This is a genomic window from Novosphingobium sp. BL-A-41-Hi4B-X5A, from assembly GCF_055521705.1.
On record NZ_JBVFVT010000002.1, the window covers coordinates 841,389 to 858,592 of the forward strand.

The following is a 17,204-nucleotide window of genomic DNA, read 5'->3' on the forward strand; positions in this document are numbered from 1 at the left end:
CCCTTGGTCCCTCATTCGCCCGGCTGCCTATAGGAAACCGGTGTCAATCACAAGTCTCGGCCGTCCGACCGCGGTACATAGTTAGAGCGTTACGCCCTTCTTCCAGATTGCCATCTCGCGCTGGTCACTGCGTTCAGCAGCCGTCTTCCGTCCGCTGGCGATAGCGATGAGCGTTTCGAGAAAAGCCGCATCTGCCGCCACCTTGCCTTCATCGAGCACGCGCGAGGCATCGAAATCGATCCAGTGGGGCTTGGCCTGAGCCAGTGCCCTGTTCGAGGCGACCTTGACCGTCGGCACCGGAAAGCCGAGCGGCGTGCCGCGCCCGGTCGTGAACAGCAAAAGCGTAGCCCCTGCTGCGGCAAGTGCCGTGGAGGAAACCGCATCGTTTCCCGGCGCTTCGAGCAAGGCGAGGCCGGGCTCCGTTGCCTGATCCCCGTAATCGAGCACCGAAGCGAGGGGTGCGGTGCCGGCCTTCTGCACCGCCCCTGCGGACTTTTCCTCAAGCGTGGTGATTCCGCCCGCAATGTTGCCGGGCGACGGATTCTCCGACACTGGGAGGCCCTGATCGAGGTAGTACCGCTTGAAGCGGTTCACCAGTGCAGCAACGGACGCGAACGTCTGTGCATCGACGGCACGATTCAGCAGCGCCTGCTCCGCGCCAAAGATCTCCGGAATTTCGGTGAGGATCGGCGTGCCACCTGAAGCGGCAAGGCGTTCGCTGAAGCGGCCGAGCAAGGGGTTGGCGGTGAGACCTGACAGGCCATCGGACCCACCGCACTTGAGCCCCACAGTCAGCGCAGAGAGCGGCAAGTCCTCACGCCGGACGGAAGCTGCAAGTTCGACCAATTCGTCTACCAGCGTTGCCGCTTCCGCCAGTTCGTCGCCGGCAGATTGCGAGGACAGCGTCCGGACCTTGGACCGCGCGGCTTGCGGAAGGGCGGCCAGCAAAGCGTTCAACTGATTTGATTCACACCCCAGCCCGAGCAGCAGGACGCCAGCCGCGTTGGGATTGGCCGCCAGTCCTGCCAGCAGCGCGCGGGTCGCGTCCAGATCATCTCCCAGTTGCGAACAACCGTGAGGGTGAATGAACGCGTGTATGCCATCGATACAGCCCTCCGCGATAAGACCGGCATGGCGCGCTTCGGCTGCACGGGCGACCTGTTCCGCCGTACGACCGACGCAGCCCACTGTCGGCAGGATCCAGATTTCATTGCGCGTCGCGGCACGGCCATCGGCGCGGCGGTATCCGCGCCAGATCGGTGCATCGCCTGCTTCCAGAGCCGCTGCGCCGCGTGCAGTTTCGGCAGAATAGACCTGTTCGCCGTCGAGGGCAGTCTTCACGTTGTGGACGTGGACGTGTTCGCCGGCCCGGATGCCTTGGGTGGCAACGCCGATCGGCAAGCCATACTTCACGACCCGTTCGCCGGCTGCATGGGCCCGCGTGGCAAACTTGTGCCCCTGCGGGATGTCTTCCTCGATCGTCAGGGCGACGCCGCCGACCGTGACCCCCGCCCCGGGCGACAGCGGACGCAGCGCCACCGCAACGCTATCCAGCGTGTGAACGCGCAGCACGTCCGGCATGGCAACGGCGACCGACAATCCGCGACTCTCCCAACAGACGCCCTCAATGGCGCTGTCTCTGGATAGACTTTAGGTAACCGGTGTCAATGGCGAAGACGCGTGGCCCATTGCAAAGTCTGGCAAGAACCGGCTAGGAACGCTGCACTGCCTTGACACCGGTGTAAGTCACAGTGAGCGGGGCCTGGATCGACGGGACAACGTGTGAAGAAGTCGAAGGACGGCAAGCCGACAATCAACGACGTGGCGCGCCTTTCAGGCGTCTCGAAGAAAACCGTCAGCCGGGTGATCAACCGGTCGCCGCTGCTCAACGATGCCACGCGCGAGAAGGTCGAGGCGGTGATCGCGGAACTGGGCTACGTACCCAACCCGCAAGCCCGGGCCCTGGCCCTGCGCCGCAACTTCCTCATCGGCCTGATTCACGACAACCCCAACGCGCAGATGGTCCTGGGAGTTCAGGAAGGCATCCTTTCCGCGATCCGCGATACCGAGTTCGCGCTGGTTGTTCGCCCCGTCAATCGCCGCTCGCCCGACATGCTCGACGACGTGCGCGCATTTCTCGAACAGCAGCGCCTGTTCGGCGTCATGTTGCTGCCGCCAATTTCCGAAAACGATGCGCTTGCAGAACTGTGCGAGGATCTGGGCGTGACCTACGTGCGCATGGGCTCTGTCCAGCTTGACGAAGACGAGCACATGGTGGCGTCGAACGACCGTGAGGCGGTTTCGCAAGCGGTGGACTATCTGATCGGTCGAGGCCACCGCCGCATCGGCTTCGTCGCAGGCCCCGAAGGCTTCCGCTCCGCTGCCGAGCGTTCGCTGGGCTATCGCGATGCCTTGGAGAAGGCGGGGATCCCGCTGGACGAAGCCATCATGGCCGAGGGCAACTACACATTCGAGACCGGAATTGCCGCAGGCAGGAAGCTGCTCGCCGCTGCTCCCCGCCCCAGCGCGATCTTTGCTAGCAACGATGAAATGGCCGCAGGCGTGCTGCATGCGGCGCGGACGCTGGGCTTTTCGGTGCCAGAAGACCTTTCGATCGTCGGCTTCGACGACACCGCCATCGCCGCCCATATCTGGCCCCCGCTCACCACCGTGCGCTGGCCGATCCAGGCAATGGCCAGAGCTGCGGCGATAAAGCTGATCGACCCGGCAGAGGCCCGCAGGCAACCCTCGCACTTCCTTTCCGACCTGATCGAGCGAGCTTCCGTCGCAACCTGCTGAGACTTGCGAAGATGGCGCACGAATGGGCTTGCTTCACTTAATGACACCGGTTACCTAAAGGGCAAAGCCGCGTCACACTGCCGGGTCAAATTGGCCGGAGCGAGAGGAATTTCCATGAAAATCGCATTGATCATCGAGAACAGCCAGGCCGCCAAGGCGAGCCTTGTCCACGAATCGCTGGCCGCTGTCGCAGAGCCGCTCGGCCATGAGGTTCACCATTACGGCATGTATTCGCCCGAGGACAAAGCCTCGCTGACCTACGTGATGAACGGTCTGCTGACCGGCATCCTGCTCAACTCCGGGGCAGCCGACTTCGTGGTGACCGGCTGTGGCACGGGCATGGGTTCGATGCTTGCCGCCAACAGCATGCCGGGCGTGTTCTGCGGGTTGGTAATCGATCCGACCGACGCGTTCCTGTTCGGCCAGATCAACGACGGCAATGCCATCTCGATGCCCTATTCGAAGGGCTTCGGCTGGGCCGCCGAACTGAACCTGCAGGACGTCTATCGCAAGCTGTTCGATGGCGAGCGTGGCCTCGGTTACCCCAAGGAGCGCGCGGCGATCATGAAGACCAATCGCGGCATCCTCAAAGGTCTCAAGGAAGCATCGTGCCGTGACATGCTGACCGTGCTCAAGACCGTCGATCAGGACCTGCTCAAGGCCGCGATCGCCGGGGAAAAGTTCGCCGAACTGTTCTATGCCAACAGCAAGGACGAAGCGATCTCCGATTACCTGCGTGGCCTTTCGGCCTGACCCCTGATCCAGGGGAGAGGATAACGATGAACCTGTTCGATCTATCGGGCCGCGTCGCGGTCGTCACCGGCGCCAACACTGGTATCGGCCAAGGCATTGCCGTGGCGCTGGCGCAGGCCGGGGCAGACATTGCCGCTGTCGGCCGCACGCCTGCCGAGGAAACCGCAGCCAAAGTGAGGGCACTGGGGCGCAAGTGCGAGCTGGTTGGTGCCGATCTTTCGACGATCGAGCCCGTGCAGGCCGTGGTCGAACAGGTGGTCTCCGCGCTGGGCGGGCTGGATGTGCTGGTCAACAACGCGGGCATCATCCGCCGGGCCGATGCGGTGGACTTCACCGAGGAGGATTGGGACGCAGTGGTCGACACCAACCTCAAGTCGGTGTTCTTCCTCTCGCAGGCAGCGGGCCGCCACATGATCGCCACTCGCGAGGCCACCGGACGCCGCGGCAAGATCATCAACATAGCCTCGATGCTGAGCTTTCAGGGCGGCATCCGCGTGCCAAGCTATACCGCAAGCAAGAGCGGCGTTGCCGGCCTCACCAAACTGCTCGCCTGCGAATGGGCGGCCAAGGGTGTGAACATCAACGCCATCGCGCCCGGTTATATCGCGACAAACAATACCGCAGCCCTGCAAGCCGACGAGACGCGCAACCGCCAGATCATGGAGCGCATCCCCGAGGGACGCTGGGGCGACCCTGCCGACATCGGCGGGGCAGCGGTGTTCCTTGCCAGCAGCGCGGCAGATTACGTGCAGGGACACGTGCTGGCCGTCGACGGCGGCTGGCTGGCCCGGTGACTGCGAACGCGCTGATGGCCGGTCACGTCGTCTGCTTTGGCGAGATGCTTTTGCGGCTCTCGCCCCCGGATGCGCGGCTTATGGTCCAGGCGCAGAGCCTCGAGATGGTCGTCGGCGGGGCGGAAGCCAACGTGGCCGTCGCGCTGGCCTCGCTGGGGCACGCGACCCGCATGGTCACGCTGCTGCCTGACAATCCTCTCGGTGACAGGGCGCGGGCGGAACTCGGCGCAGGCGGGGTCGATACCCGCTTCGTCGCCCGTGGGCGCGGGCGCATGGGGCTCTATTTCATGGAGCCGGGCGCTGGCCTCAGACCTTCGTCGATCACATATGATCGCGCAGGGTCGGCGTTTGCGCAGGCCGAGGCAGCGGCGTTCGACTTCGCTGGCGCGCTTGAAGGCGCGAGCCTCCTGCACCTGTCGGGCATAACTCCTGCGCTCGGTCCCAAGGGCGTGGCACTTGTCCGCGCGGCCGTGGCCGCAGCGCAAAGCGCGGGCGTGCCGATCTGCCTCGACGGGAATTACCGCGCCCAGCTCTGGGAAAGCTGGGACAGCGACCCGCGCGCCGTGCTGACGGAACTGGTAAGTGCAGCAACCTTGCTGATCGGCAACCACCGCGACATTTCGCTGCTGCTCGGCAAGACGTTCTCTGGCGATGGCGCCGAACGGCGGCGCGAGGCGGTGGAAGCAGCCTTTGCCGCGTTCCCCAACCTGCAGCTGGTCGCCTCGACCGCGCGACAAGTGTTGAACAGCGATCACCATCGCATCGCGGCCCGCGTCGACGCGCGCGGGTCAAAGCATCAAACTGCCGAGATCGACGTTACCGGCATCATCGACCGGATCGGGACAGGCGACGCTTTTGCTGCGGGAGTGCTGCACCGCTACCTGCAGGGGGGCGATGCTCAGGCCATGGCCGAATGCGGCCTTGCGCTTGCGGCGCTCAAACACTCTGTCCCCGGCGACTTCTGTCTGATCAGGCCGAGCGAACTCGCTGCGTTCAGTGCCGAAGGTGGCGATGTCAGGCGGTGAACTGACCCGGCGCGCGCTTCTGGGCGCAAGTGCGGCACTGGTTGCATCGCCGATTCTGGGCAAAGCCCGCGACCCGCAGGCAGGGCGCTTTACCGGACTGCGCGAGGATGGCGTGCTCGCCTTCAAGGGCATTCGCTATGGCCGCGCAGAGCGGTTCGCACGAGCCGTGCCGGAGCCGTGGCAGGGGCCGCCGACAAGGGCCCAGAGCTTCGCTCCGATTGCTCCGCAACGCGGCAATCCCGACATGGCGCAGAGCGAGGACTGCCTGTTCCTCAATGTCTGGACGCCGGACGCCAATCCGCGAGCGCGGCGTGCGGTCATGGTCTACTTCCACGGCGGTGCCTACTCGAACGGCACGGTCACCGATCCGCTGACGCACGGTGGGACGCTGGCAGCGCAAGGCGACGTCGTCGTGGTCACCGTCAACCACCGGCTCAATGCTTTGGGCTATGCCTGGCTCAAGCCATTCGGACCGCGGTTTGCCGATAGCGGCAATCTGGGACAGCTGGACCTGATCCTCGCGCTGCAATGGGTACGCGACCACATCGTGGCGTTCGGTGGAGATCCGGCGCGGGTCATGGTCTTCGGGCAGTCAGGTGGCGGCGCCAAGATTGCAACGCTGATGGCAATGCCGGCGGCTGACGGCCTGTTCCACGCGGCGACCACGATGAGCGGCCAGCAAGTTGTGGCGAGCGGACCGGGCAACGCATGGAAGCGGACGCTTGCCCTGCTCGCAGCGCTGAAGCTGCGCCCCGATGACGTGGAAACGCTGCGGACGATGCCTGTGCAACAACTCGTCGAAGGCCTCGCCACAACCGATCCGATCATGGGTGGCAGCCTTTATATGGGGCCGGTTCTGGACATGACCAACCTGCCCCGCCATCCGTTCTGGCCGGATGCGGCGCCGCAGTCGCGGAGCATACCGATGATTCTCGGCAATGTGCGCGAAGAAACGCGGGCCTTCATCGATCCACGCGGGCCGAAGCTGCAGGGGCTGACCTGGGACACCCTTGCCGCCCGGATCGCACCGGAGATCAAGATCGACCTCGATGTCGATTGGGTCGTCGGGCAGTACCGCACGCAATTTCCGCAATGGACGCCCGAGCAGGTGTTCTACTCCGCGACCACGGCCGGCCGCTCCTGGCCCGGGCAGGTGATCGAAGCGGACGAGAGGGCGAAAGCTGGTGCCAAAGCCACCTGGGTCTATCAGCTGGACCGCCCGTCTCCGCGCGATCCCTTGCGCGGTGCCGCCCACACCGATGACATCCCTTACGTCTTCGGCACGCTCGATGCGCCCGGCAGCATGAGCGGGACGGATGCAGGCGCACGCACGACCAGCAACCTGCTGATGCAGGCATTCACCGGCCTTGCCAGGACCGGACAGCCCGGTCTGGCGGCGTGGATGCCCTACACCCTGCCTGCCCGGGAAACGCTGGTGGTTTCGGACGGCCGGGCCGAAACCGTCAATGATCCCCGCCGTTGGGAGCGCGAACTCTGGGCTACGGCGCCTTACGTTCAACCGGGTAGCTGATGATCAGCGCGAGAGGCGCGTCCCCGCGCTGCGTGATGCCGACGACCGCTCCCTCGTAGAGGTAGGCGGTCATGCCCTTCCTGAGCACGGCACGCTGCCCGTCGGACACGACTTCGCCCTCGCCTTCGAGAACGTAATAGACCTCGTCGTGCGCGATGGGATGTTCGCCGATTGCTGCCCCGACATCCAGCGTGCGGCGGCGGAATTCCATGCGGCGCGGCTGAGGCACCGCGTCGCTGATCCGCCAAGCAGTGCTCATGCCGATGTTGCCATGCGGTGGGGGTTCCCGCCGCATGGTGTCCGCCTCATCGACAACCGCCATGGGTGGCGCGGCGGCAAGCATTAGCGCGACAATCGCGCTCACGGCTGGCGCATCCCGGCATCTCGGGTGGAGAGCTTTTCTTGCGGCCCGGCCTTCTGGCCCGGATATCGGCCCGATTTCGGCGTCATCGTATCGAGGTTCCAGTCGGCCTCGACGAAAGGCGCGAAGGTGGCCACGGGATGTGGATAGCCACCGACCTCCTTCTCGTCGTCGATAATGTCGCCACGCCCTTCGGCGACGAAGAACAGCACGCGGATATCATCAGGCGCGCGATCCCACGGGCGCGCACCGACCGTCTGCAGAACGGACGTCTCGACCTCGCCCGAAGGCAGGGCGCTGTAACGAGAGAGGTTGGTCAAAGGCGCTTTTGCGGTGATCAGCCTGGCCCGCGTCTCGCCATAGCGGCCGAACTGCGGGAGCGCATTGCCGTGGCGGTCGACCGCGCGGTTATCCTTGCCGAAGTACTTGAGATCGCCATCGCCACCCAGCATCAGGAACGGCAGGCCCGGATCGGTATCGTTGCCGCCGCGCATTACGTTGCCCACTGCAGTGATCTCGCCGGTGACATAATCGTGCCCGGTCCATTCGAGATTCATCAGGTTGTAGTGCACCGCGCGGTGGCCGGGATTGTAGATCACGTTGTTGATCATGGTGACCTGCGCCCCGCCCTTTACCAGCGGCGCGCGCTCGACATTGTGCGCCCAGACGTTGCGGTAGAACGTGATGTTCGTTGCATTGTCGTGGATAAGCGAACCCTTGGAATGCTCGCCCTTGGGATGGCTGGCGTTGGCAAGCCCTTCCGCTGCGATGTTCTCGCGAAAGACGATGTCATGGCTCGTGCCGGCGCGCCATTCAGCCACGGTATTGCCGGTGAAGCGCGGGCCCGATGCGGACATGTTCTCGTCAAGCGCCCACAGGAAGCTGCAATGTTCGACAACGACATTGTGCGCCGCCACGGTCGAGAAAGCGTCGGCCTCCCAGCCTGAAAGCTTGGCCTGACCATCGGCGCCGGTCATCACGCGCAAGTGGGAGAGGATGACGTCGTGGGTCTTCAGATCGATGCCACCCTTGACGATCGTGATTCCCGGCGAAGGTGCGGTCTGTCCGGCCACCGTAAGGAACGGCTCGGTGATCTCCAGCGTGTCGCGGCCCATGTCGATCGTGCCGCCGACCTCGAACACGACGGTGCGCGGACCCTTTGCGGCAAGCGCCTCGGCAAGCGATCCAGGGCCGGCCTTAGCCAGCGTGGTAACGCGGATGATTCGCCCGGTGGCCCCGCCCCTCGTCGGATCGGCAGGGTGCGGTTCTGCCCAGGCGGTCGTTGCCAGCAGACTGGCGAAAATGGCCGAAATCGTGAACTTTTGCAGTCTCTGGTGCATCGCAGATTCTCCCATTGGCATGGTTATTGACAGAGGCGCGAAGCAAGGGCAATAAATAATGACACCGGTTACCTTGATGACGCGCCAAGCCTTGGCGGGCGTGATCACTACGGGACCGGATCAATGGTCGGTGTCATGTTGGTAGCAGGGCCGGCTTGCGGGAGCAGTGGTGCACAGGAAGGTTGGCGCTTTGCGTCTTCCCCCTTTGACACCGGTATCAATAGCCCCGAAAAGGGCAATGAGGGGATTCATCATGCTTACTTCAGTTTCGCGCACATCGCTGTTCAGGATGGCACTGCTGGCAAGCGGTGCGCTCGCGGCAAGCAGCCTCGCACAGGCGCAGGAAGCGGTCGCGGCGCCTGAAGCGCAAGTGGGCGCAGACGATGCAGCACCCGATGATGCGATCGTTGTCACCGGCTTCCGCCAGTCGCTCCAGGCAGCGATAAACGTCAAGAAGAACGCCGTCGGCGCGGTCGATGCGATCGTCGCCGAAGACATCGCCAAGTTCCCCGATCAGAACCTTGCTGAATCGCTCCAGCGCATCCCCGGCATCTCGATTTCGCGCGATGCCGGTGAAGGCCGCGCTATCACGGTGCGCGGTCTGTCCAGCCAGTTCACCCGCGTCCGCGTCAACGGCCTCGAGACCGTGGCAACCTCGACCGACGGCGCTTCGGCGAACCGCGACCGCGCGTTCGACTTCAACGTCTTCGCCTCCGAGCTGTTCAGCTCGATCGTCGTCCACAAGACTGCCGAGGCCAGCCTCGATGAAGGTTCGCTGGGCGCAGTGGTCGATCTCAACACCGGCAACCCGCTGGCTGGCAAGGCCGGCTTCACCGGCGTCGCCTCGGTCGTCGGCACATACAACGACCTGTCGGACTACGTTGGCCCACGTCTCGCCGGTCTGCTCAGCTGGCGCAACGATGACGGCACCTTCGGCGTCTCGCTTTCTGCTGCTTACCAAAAGACCAAGGTCCTTGAGCTTGGCAACAACACCGTGCGCTGGTCCCAGGCCCGCTTTGACTCTGTCAATGGTACCAACTGCTTCACGACGCCGAACAGCGGCGGCGCCTACGTCAGCAGCGCCGCGTGTAACAAGGCTGCCCTTGCCTTCCACCCACGCATCCCGCGCTACGGCGAAGTCAAGCACGACCGCGAGCGCCTCGGCCTGACCGGCTCGGTCCAGTTCGCACCGAGCGATGCCACCAAGTTCTCGATCGATGGGCTATTCTCCCGCTTCAACGCCGATCGTGAGGAGCAGTGGGGCGAAGTCCTGCTGCGCAGCAACGAGCGTTCGATCAACGTCGTGAACCCGGTTTACGATGCCAACAACAACATGATCTCCGCAACGCTCAACGATGCTTGGGTCCGCACCGAACATTACCTGCGCAAGAGCAAGACCGAGTTCTATCAGGTTGGCGGCACGTGGGACCAGGACCTGTCGGATACCTTGCGCTTCACGGTACTCGGCGGCTTCTCGAAATCGGATGCCGACATCCCGGTCGAAACCACGATGATCTTCGATGATCGCGACGCGCAAGGCTACAGCTTCGACTACACGGACATGAAGCGCCCGAAGCTGACCTTCGGCACCAGCGTGACCGATCCGGCCAACTTCCAGCTTGCCGAAATCCGTGACCGCCCATCGACTGTGGTGAACAAGTTCAAGACTGTGCAATTCCGCACGGAATGGGACGTTGCCGAAGGCTTCACGGTCAAGGCGGGGGCAATGTGGCGCCGCTTCAATTTCGATACCGAATCCTACACCCGCGACACCGCCGTGTGTGGCAATGGCGGACTTGACCGGGTACTCGGCACGATCACCTGCTCGGCCTCGTCGGTCTTCGGCCCCACCGCGGTCTACGGCATCCCGGTGACCGCGCAGTTGGCGCAGATGTTCAACCTCGGCAACGCCGGACAGCCGGCAGGCAACACCAACGCCTGGCTGGTGCCGAATCTCGAAACCACCACGGCGCTGACCAAGCTCTATGACCGCGCGCTGGTTGCCGATGCGGGCAACATTCGCGGGGTTCAGGAAACCACCAAGGGCGGTTACCTGCAGTTTGACGGCAAGGGCGAATTGCTGGGCCTGCGCTATGCGCTCAACGCCGGCATCCGCTATGTGAAGACCGAACAGTCCTCCTACGGCCTCGTCAGCGGCACGCAGGCTACGGTCGAGCGGTCGTACGACAACTGGCTGCCCTCGGCGAACATCGCGTTCTACCCGACCGAGGACCTGATCGTTCGCGGTGCAGTTGCCGAAGTGATCACGCGCCCAACGCTCGGCTCGCTGACGCCGGGTGGTTCGGCAGACGGGTTCAACTTCCGCGTCAACAGTGGCAACCCGTTCCTGAAGCCGTTCCAGGCCACCAACTACGACCTGTCGATCGAATGGTATTTCGCCCCGCAGGCGCTGATCTCGGTGGCGGGCTTCATCAAGGAAGTGGCGAGCTTCACGCAGAGCGCAGCAATCACCGAGGCGACCTTCGCACAGACGGGTCTGCCGGTTTCGGTGCTGAATCCCTCTTCGCCGGCCGCGCTGAACCCTGCCCTGTTGAACCAGCCAATCTGGACGCTGACCACCACTGTCAATGGCACCGGTGCAAAGCTGAAGGGTATCGAACTGGCCGCACAGATCCCGTTCAAGATCTTCACCGAAGGCTTCCTCGGCAACTTCGGCATCATCGCCAACGCGACCTTCATCGACAGCGATGCAACCTACACGCTGCAGGGTCCGGCGACCGCGCCGGGCGGCGCACTGGTCAACGTCGACAGGACTGCGGCTCTGGCCAACGTCTCCAAGCAGGCGTTCAACGGCACGCTGTACTATGACGACGGCCGCTTCTCGGCACGCGTCATGGGCACGTATCGCGGTCGTTATCACGAGGGGGCGAGCGGCACCGGCAACGTGCTCGAAGGCTACGGGTCGATGTTCAATCTCGACGCATCGATGCGGTTCAAGCTGACCGACTGGGTCGAACTCTCGGTCGAGGGCAACAACCTGCTCGATACCTACCGCTATCGCTACACCGACATCGACGCGAACCGGAACTACGAGAACAATCACTACGGGCGCAACATCCTGGTGGGTGCCCGCTTCAAGTACTGACGACCCACCCTGCCGGGTGCACCCCTCCCGCGCCCGGCAACTTAGAAGGAGCTGCCATGACTGTCGCAGGATCGCTCGATCGTCGATACTTCATGGCGGCTTCTTTTTTATCTCTCGGCCTCGGCGCGGCAGCGCGTGGCCAGACGACGCCGCCGACAGTTCCCGGAGGCCCTCTGCCTCCCGGCCTGCCGCAGCCGTCAGAGACGATCGATCTTTGGCCGGGCGGCGCGCCAGGCCGACCCGTCAAGGCACTGGTCGAAACCGTGCAGGAGCGTTCGACCGACCGCCTCGTTACCGATCGGGCCGTGTTCGGCATATCTCGTCCGCGCATGGCGGTCTTTCATCCAGACCGCCCGAATGGCGCTGCGGTTCTGATCACACCGGGCGGCGGCTATCGCTGGGTGGTGGTTGACAAGGAAGGGTACGAGATGGGCCGCTGGCTCGCAGCCCGTGGCTTCACCGCCTTCGTCCTGTTCTATCGCCTGCCGGGGGAAGGCTGGGCGGCAGGCCCCGATGTCGCCCTGTCCGACGCGCAACGCGCCATGCGCGTGATCCGCCACCGTGCGGGGGATTTCGCAATCGACCCCGAACGCGTCTCGGCCATGGGCTTTTCTGCCGGCGGTCATCTCTGCGCCGATCTGGCCACGCGCTTTGCGGCGAAGACTTATGGCCCGGTCGATGCAGCGGACGCGCTGTCGGCCAAACCGCACAGCGCCGCACCGATCTATCCCGTGGTCTCGATGTCCGCGCCCGATGCCCATCCCGGTTCACGCGAACTGCTGGTCGGCAAGGCCGCCGCCCCGGCGATGGAAGCTGCGCATTCCCCTCACCGCAACATGCCGCGCGATGCCCCGCCGCTGTTCCTGCTTCATGCCGAGGACGATGACGCGGTGCCGGTCAACAACACCCTGCTGCTTCGCGCCGCCGCCAAGGCGCAAGGCGTGCGCGTGGAGACCCACCTGTTCGAATTCGGCGGCCATGGCTTTGGCCTGCGCAAGGCAATCGGCAAGCCGGTCGAAGTCTGGCCTGAGCTCTGGCGGGCATGGGCGCGCACTACGGGACTGGCGCTATGACCGTAAATCGCCGGGATGCCGTGAAATCCGTTGCCCTTGCCTCCTTCGGCCTTGCCGCACCACTCGGGGCAAGCGCCGCACCTGCCCCGGCGCCGCGTCAGATCTCCTCGCGGCACCGGGGCTTCGACAACCAGCGCGTTGCCGATCTGGGCAACGGCACGTTCCTGAACCCGATCCTTTCGGGCGACCGTCCGGACCCTGCGATCCTCAAGGACGGCAAGGACTATTACCTCACCTTCTCCAGCTTCGAGAGCTATCCTGGGCTGCTGATCTGGCACTCGCGCGATCTGGTGAACTGGCAACCGCGCAAGCCTGCGCTGCACAGGAACATCGGATCGGTCTGGGCGGTCAGCCTTGAGAAGCACGCCGGACGCTACTTCCTGTACATCCCGGTGAAGGCTCTTCCACGCAACGAGATCTACGTGATCCATGCCGATCATATCGACGGGCCGTGGAGCGATCCGGTCCCGCTCGGACTGCACGACCATATCGACCCGTGCCATGCAGTCGGCGAAGACGGTTCGCGTTGGCTGTTCCTGTCCGGCGGCGATCGCGTGCGCCTTTCGGACGATGGCCTCAAGCTCGCCGGGCCGGTAGAGCATGTCTACGACCCATGGCGATACCCCGATGAATGGGACGTCGAAGGCTTTTCCCCGGAAGGGCCGAAGATTCACCGCGTCGGCAAGTGGTTCTACATGCTCACTGCCGTCGGTGGCACCGCTGGCCCGCCCACGGGGCACATGGTCATTGCCGCCCGGTCCAGGTCGATCCACGGGCCTTGGGAGCAGCACCCAGGCAACCCGCTCGTCCGCACCACCGACGTGCGCGAGGCGTGGTGGTCGCGCGGCCACGCCAGCCTCGTCGAAGCTCCGGACGGATCGTGGTGGAGCCTTTATCACGGTTTCGAGAACGGCTTCTGGACGCTGGGCCGCCAGTGCCTGCTCGATCCCGTCGCATGGACTGGCGATGGCTGGTTCCACATGAAAGGCGGCGATCTCTCCCAACCCTTGGCCAAGCCGACAGGGGGCGAGGCGCTTCCCCACGGCATGCCGCTGAGCGACGATTTCAGCTCGCTGCAACTTGGCACAAAATGGTCGTTTTTCCGCCCGGCGCCGGATGAAGCGGACCGCGTGCGCGTTGCCGACAAGACCCTGTTCTTCAAGGGCAAGGATCAGGCCCCGTCCTCCGGTTCGCCCCTGCTGCTGATCGCTGGAGATACGTCCTATCAGTTCGAGTGCGACATCGAACTGGCCGAGGGCGCCACTGCAGGCCTCGTGCTGTTTTATGACGACCAGCTTTATGCCGGGCTCGGCTTCGACCGGGAGCGCTTCGTCACGCACCAGTACGGGATGGAGCGCGGCCGGCCGGCCAATCCGCACGGCCCTGCCATGCGAATGCGGGTGACCAACCGCCGCCATATCGTCAGCTATCACACTTCGGGCGATGGCGGACGCACATGGCGCAAGTTCGACCGCGGGATGGAAGTCTCAGGCTATCATCATAACGTGCGCGGCGGTTTCCTGATGCTGCGGCCCGGCCTTTACGCCGCAGGCCCCGGCGAGACGAGGTTCAGCAACTTCACCTTCACTGCACTGGACGACTGATGCCCCGCACGCTTGAGCTTCATCCCGACCGGTTGCTGCCGGCCGATCCTTCGGTGCGCGCGATTGCGCATGAGTTGTACGCCAGCGTGGCGTGTCTGCCGATCGTCAGCCCGCACGGTCATACCGATCCGCGCTGGTTTGCCGCCAACGAAACCTTCGGCAATGCCACCGACCTGCTGCTGGTGCCGGACCACTACGTGTTCCGCATGCTCTATTCGCAAGGGCTCGCGCTGGAGGATCTGGGCGTACGCAACAAGGGCGTGGACCCGCGCGCGGCGTGGCGGCTGTTTGTCGAAAGCTACTGGCTGTTCCGCGGTACGCCTTCGCGCATGTGGCTCGACTGGGTCTTTGCCGAGGCCTTCGGCATGGACGTGCAGCTTTGCGCCGAGACGGCCGACCTCTACTTCGACACGATCACCGAAAAGCTCGGCTCCGATGCGTTCCGCCCGCGCGCGCTGTTCGATCGCTACAACATCGAGGTGATCGCCACGACCGAGAGCCCGCTCGATACGCTGGAGCATCACGCCGCGATCCGCGCCGAGAATGCGCGCGAGGGCGGGTGGCAGGGCCGGGTCATCACCGCCTATCGCCCCGACCCGGTGATCGATCCCGAGTTTGAGGGCTTTTCGGCGAACCTCGACTTGTTCTCGGGGCTGACCGGCGAGGATTGCCGCAGCTGGACCGGCTACCTTGCCGCGCACCGCCAGCGCCGCGCCTTCTTTGCGCAGATGGGCGCGACCAGCACCGACCATGGCCATCCCACGGCAGCAACCGCCAACCTGTCTGCCAGCGAGGCAGCGGCGCTGTTCGACAAGGTCGTGGCCGGCAATTCCACCCCGGCCGATGCCGAACTGTTCCGCGCCCAGATGCTGACCGAGATGGCGGCGATGAGCCTTGACGATGGCCTCGTCATGCAGATCCACCCCGGATCGTTCCGCAACCACAACGCCCAGGTGTTCGAACGCTTCGGCCGCGACAAGGGCGCCGACATCCCGACGCGGACCGACTTCGTCCATGCGCTCAAGCCGCTGCTCGACCGCTTCGGCAACGAGAGGGACCTCTCGATCATCCTGTTCACGCTGGACGAGAGCGCCTATGCCCGCGAACTGGCGCCGCTGGCCGGGCACTACCCCTGCCTCAAGCTTGGACCGGCATGGTGGTTCCACGACAGCCCGGAAGGCATGAAGCGCTTCCGCCAGATGACCACCGAGACGGCGGGCTTCTACAACACTGTCGGCTTCAACGACGATACGCGCGCGTTCCTGTCGATCCCGGCGCGGCACGACGTTGCCCGGCGCATCGATTGCGGCTTCCTGGCGCAGCTTGTTGCCGAACACCGCATCGAGGACTGGGAAGCGGCCGAACTGGCGCAGGACCTGTCGTACAACCTCGCCAAGAAGGCGTACAAGTTGTGAGGCTTTCTCCAGAAGCGCTGGCCAAGCTGCCCGCAGAGGTTGCGCGGCCGCTCTACGATCGCGAAAGCCAAGAGGTTGGCATCGTCCACTTCGGCATCGGCGCATTCCACCGCGCGCATCAGGCGTGGTACACCGATGCGGCGATGAATGCTGGTGACCGTGACTGGATGATCACCGGTGTCTCGCTGCGCTCGCCCGGCGTGGCGCGGCAGATGAACCCGCAAGGCGGGCTCTACACCGTGGCCGAGCAATCGGCCAATGGAGCGGCCCTGCGCATCGTGGGATCGGTCCGCAACGTGCTGGTGGCGAGCGAGGAACCCGATGCGGTGATTGCCGCCGTGGCTGCACCTGCCACCCGCATCGTCAGCCTGACGGTGACCGAGAAAGGCTATTGCCGGCACGGCGATGGCGGTTCGGGAGGCAGCCTCGACTTCGATCTCGCGCATTCCTTGAGCTTCTATTACTTCGTCACGCAGGGCCTGCTGGCGCGGGCCAAGGCGGGCCTGCCCGGCATGACGCTGCTGTCGTGCGATAACCTTGCCGAGAACGGCGCGATCCTCGAGCGCCTGATGCGCCAGTACCTGGCCCGGCACGAGCCCGATCTGGTCGACTGGTTCGATCAGCACTGCACCTGTCCCGCCACGATGATCGACCGCATCGTGCCCGCCACGACGGACGAGGACCGCGCGGCGGTGGCAGCAGCGCTGGGCGGTCTTGAAGACGAGGCCTGCCAGGATGAGGCCTGTGTCGTCACCGAACCGTTCAGCCAGTGGGTGATCGAGGACCGCTTTGCCGGACCCCGCCCGCGCTGGGAAGCGGTCGGCGCGCAGCTGGTCACCGAGGTCGCCCCTTACGAGACGGCCAAGCTGCGCATGCTCAACGGTGCGCACTCGCTGCTGGCCTATTGCGGGCTGCGCGCGGGCCATGAATATGTCCACGAAGCCATTGCCGATCCGGACTTGCGCGCGCTTGCCGAGCAACTGATGCGGCAAGAGGCTGCACCTACCATCACGCCAGCGCCCAATCAGGACCTCGATGCCTATGCCGACGCGCTCATCGCCCGCTTCGCCAACCCCAGCCTCAACCACCGCCTGATCCAGATCGCCATGGACGGCTCGCAGAAGATCCCGCAGCGCTGGTTGGAAACGCTCGCGCACAACGAGGCTCACGGCCGCACCTGCCCCGCCATCCGCGAAGGCCTGAGCGCCTGGATCCACCACCTGCAAGGCCACAACGGCCCCGTCGACGACCCCCTCGCCGACAAGCTCTCCCGCGCCGCCAAAACCGACACGCCAATGATCGCGCTGTTCGGGGAAGGCGGGCTGCTTACCAGCAGTTGGCGGCCGCAATAGCCTCACTGGCCCCATACTCCGGCCGTTGGCAGGCAAGTGTGGGGCAGGTCT

At 64.7% G+C, this 17,204-nt stretch carries 13 protein-coding genes; 10 read left to right on the top strand and 3 right to left on the bottom strand.

The features are described 5' to 3' along the window. Positions 1-81: 81 nt before the first annotated feature. Positions 82-1,581, bottom strand: a complete 1,500-nt coding sequence (locus ACZ1JY_RS19515; RefSeq protein WP_465131548.1) for a UxaA family hydrolase — start codon at positions 1,579-1,581, stop codon at positions 82-84. A 201-nt stretch (positions 1,582-1,782) separates the two neighbouring features. Here ACZ1JY_RS19515 and ACZ1JY_RS19520 point away from each other — a divergent pair, with 201 nt between their 5' ends. The 5 genes from ACZ1JY_RS19520 (at position 1,783) to ACZ1JY_RS19540 (ending at position 6,902) form a co-directional block, all read left to right on the top strand. After that, complete coding sequence (locus ACZ1JY_RS19520; RefSeq protein ID WP_465131238.1) at positions 1,783-2,799, top strand: LacI family DNA-binding transcriptional regulator; 1,017 nt, start codon at positions 1,783-1,785, stop codon at positions 2,797-2,799. A gap of 114 nt (positions 2,800-2,913) precedes the next feature. Beyond that, positions 2,914-3,552, top strand: a complete 639-nt coding sequence (locus ACZ1JY_RS19525; protein ID WP_118075028.1) for an RpiB/LacA/LacB family sugar-phosphate isomerase — start codon at positions 2,914-2,916, stop codon at positions 3,550-3,552. A 26-nt stretch (positions 3,553-3,578) separates the two neighbouring features. After that, positions 3,579-4,346, top strand: a complete 768-nt coding sequence (kduD, locus tag ACZ1JY_RS19530) for a 2-dehydro-3-deoxy-D-gluconate 5-dehydrogenase KduD (protein WP_465131239.1) — start codon at positions 3,579-3,581, stop codon at positions 4,344-4,346. Positions 4,347-4,360: 14 nt separating this feature from the next. Beyond that, entirely contained in the window at positions 4,361-5,371 is a 1,011-nt protein-coding gene (locus ACZ1JY_RS19535) for a sugar kinase (protein WP_465131549.1), read from the top strand. Continuing rightward, positions 5,358-6,902 carry a carboxylesterase/lipase family protein gene (locus tag ACZ1JY_RS19540; protein ID WP_465131240.1) on the top strand — a complete coding sequence of 515 codons (1,545 nt, stop codon included), beginning with the start codon at positions 5,358-5,360 and terminating at the stop codon, positions 6,900-6,902. The genes ACZ1JY_RS19535 and ACZ1JY_RS19540 overlap by 14 nt, the downstream gene beginning before the upstream one ends. Here ACZ1JY_RS19540 and ACZ1JY_RS19545 read toward each other — a convergent pair. Next, positions 6,871-7,245 carry a cupin domain-containing protein gene (locus tag ACZ1JY_RS19545; RefSeq protein ID WP_206065886.1) on the bottom strand — a complete coding sequence of 125 codons (375 nt, stop codon included), beginning with the start codon at positions 7,243-7,245 and terminating at the stop codon, positions 6,871-6,873. The genes ACZ1JY_RS19540 and ACZ1JY_RS19545 overlap by 32 nt on opposite strands. A gap of 17 nt (positions 7,246-7,262) precedes the next feature. After that, a complete protein-coding gene (locus ACZ1JY_RS19550) occupies positions 7,263-8,603 on the bottom strand; it encodes a pectate lyase family protein (RefSeq protein ID WP_465131241.1) in 1,341 nt (446 codons plus the stop codon). Between the two features lie 253 nt (positions 8,604-8,856). Between ACZ1JY_RS19550 and ACZ1JY_RS19555 the strand changes: the two genes are divergently transcribed. Genes ACZ1JY_RS19555 through ACZ1JY_RS19575 form a run of 5 tightly spaced genes read left to right on the top strand, consistent with a single transcriptional unit; the run spans position 8,857 to position 17,153 of the window. Next, entirely contained in the window at positions 8,857-11,709 is a 2,853-nt protein-coding gene (locus ACZ1JY_RS19555; RefSeq protein WP_465131242.1) for a TonB-dependent receptor, read from the top strand. Between the two features lie 56 nt (positions 11,710-11,765). Then, positions 11,766-12,782, top strand: coding sequence for an alpha/beta hydrolase (locus ACZ1JY_RS19560; RefSeq protein WP_465131243.1), 1,017 nt, complete (start codon positions 11,766-11,768; stop codon positions 12,780-12,782). After that, positions 12,779-14,386, top strand: a complete 1,608-nt coding sequence (locus tag ACZ1JY_RS19565) for a family 43 glycosylhydrolase (RefSeq protein ID WP_465131244.1) — start codon at positions 12,779-12,781, stop codon at positions 14,384-14,386. The genes ACZ1JY_RS19560 and ACZ1JY_RS19565 overlap by 4 nt, the downstream gene beginning before the upstream one ends. Continuing rightward, positions 14,386-15,801 carry a glucuronate isomerase gene (gene uxaC / locus ACZ1JY_RS19570; RefSeq protein WP_465131245.1) on the top strand — a complete coding sequence of 472 codons (1,416 nt, stop codon included), beginning with the start codon at positions 14,386-14,388 and terminating at the stop codon, positions 15,799-15,801. Before ACZ1JY_RS19565 ends, uxaC begins: the two co-directional genes overlap by 1 nt. Next, positions 15,798-17,153 carry a mannitol dehydrogenase family protein gene (locus tag ACZ1JY_RS19575; protein WP_465131246.1) on the top strand — a complete coding sequence of 452 codons (1,356 nt, stop codon included), beginning with the start codon at positions 15,798-15,800 and terminating at the stop codon, positions 17,151-17,153. The genes uxaC and ACZ1JY_RS19575 overlap by 4 nt, the downstream gene beginning before the upstream one ends. Positions 17,154-17,204 lie beyond the last annotated feature (51 nt).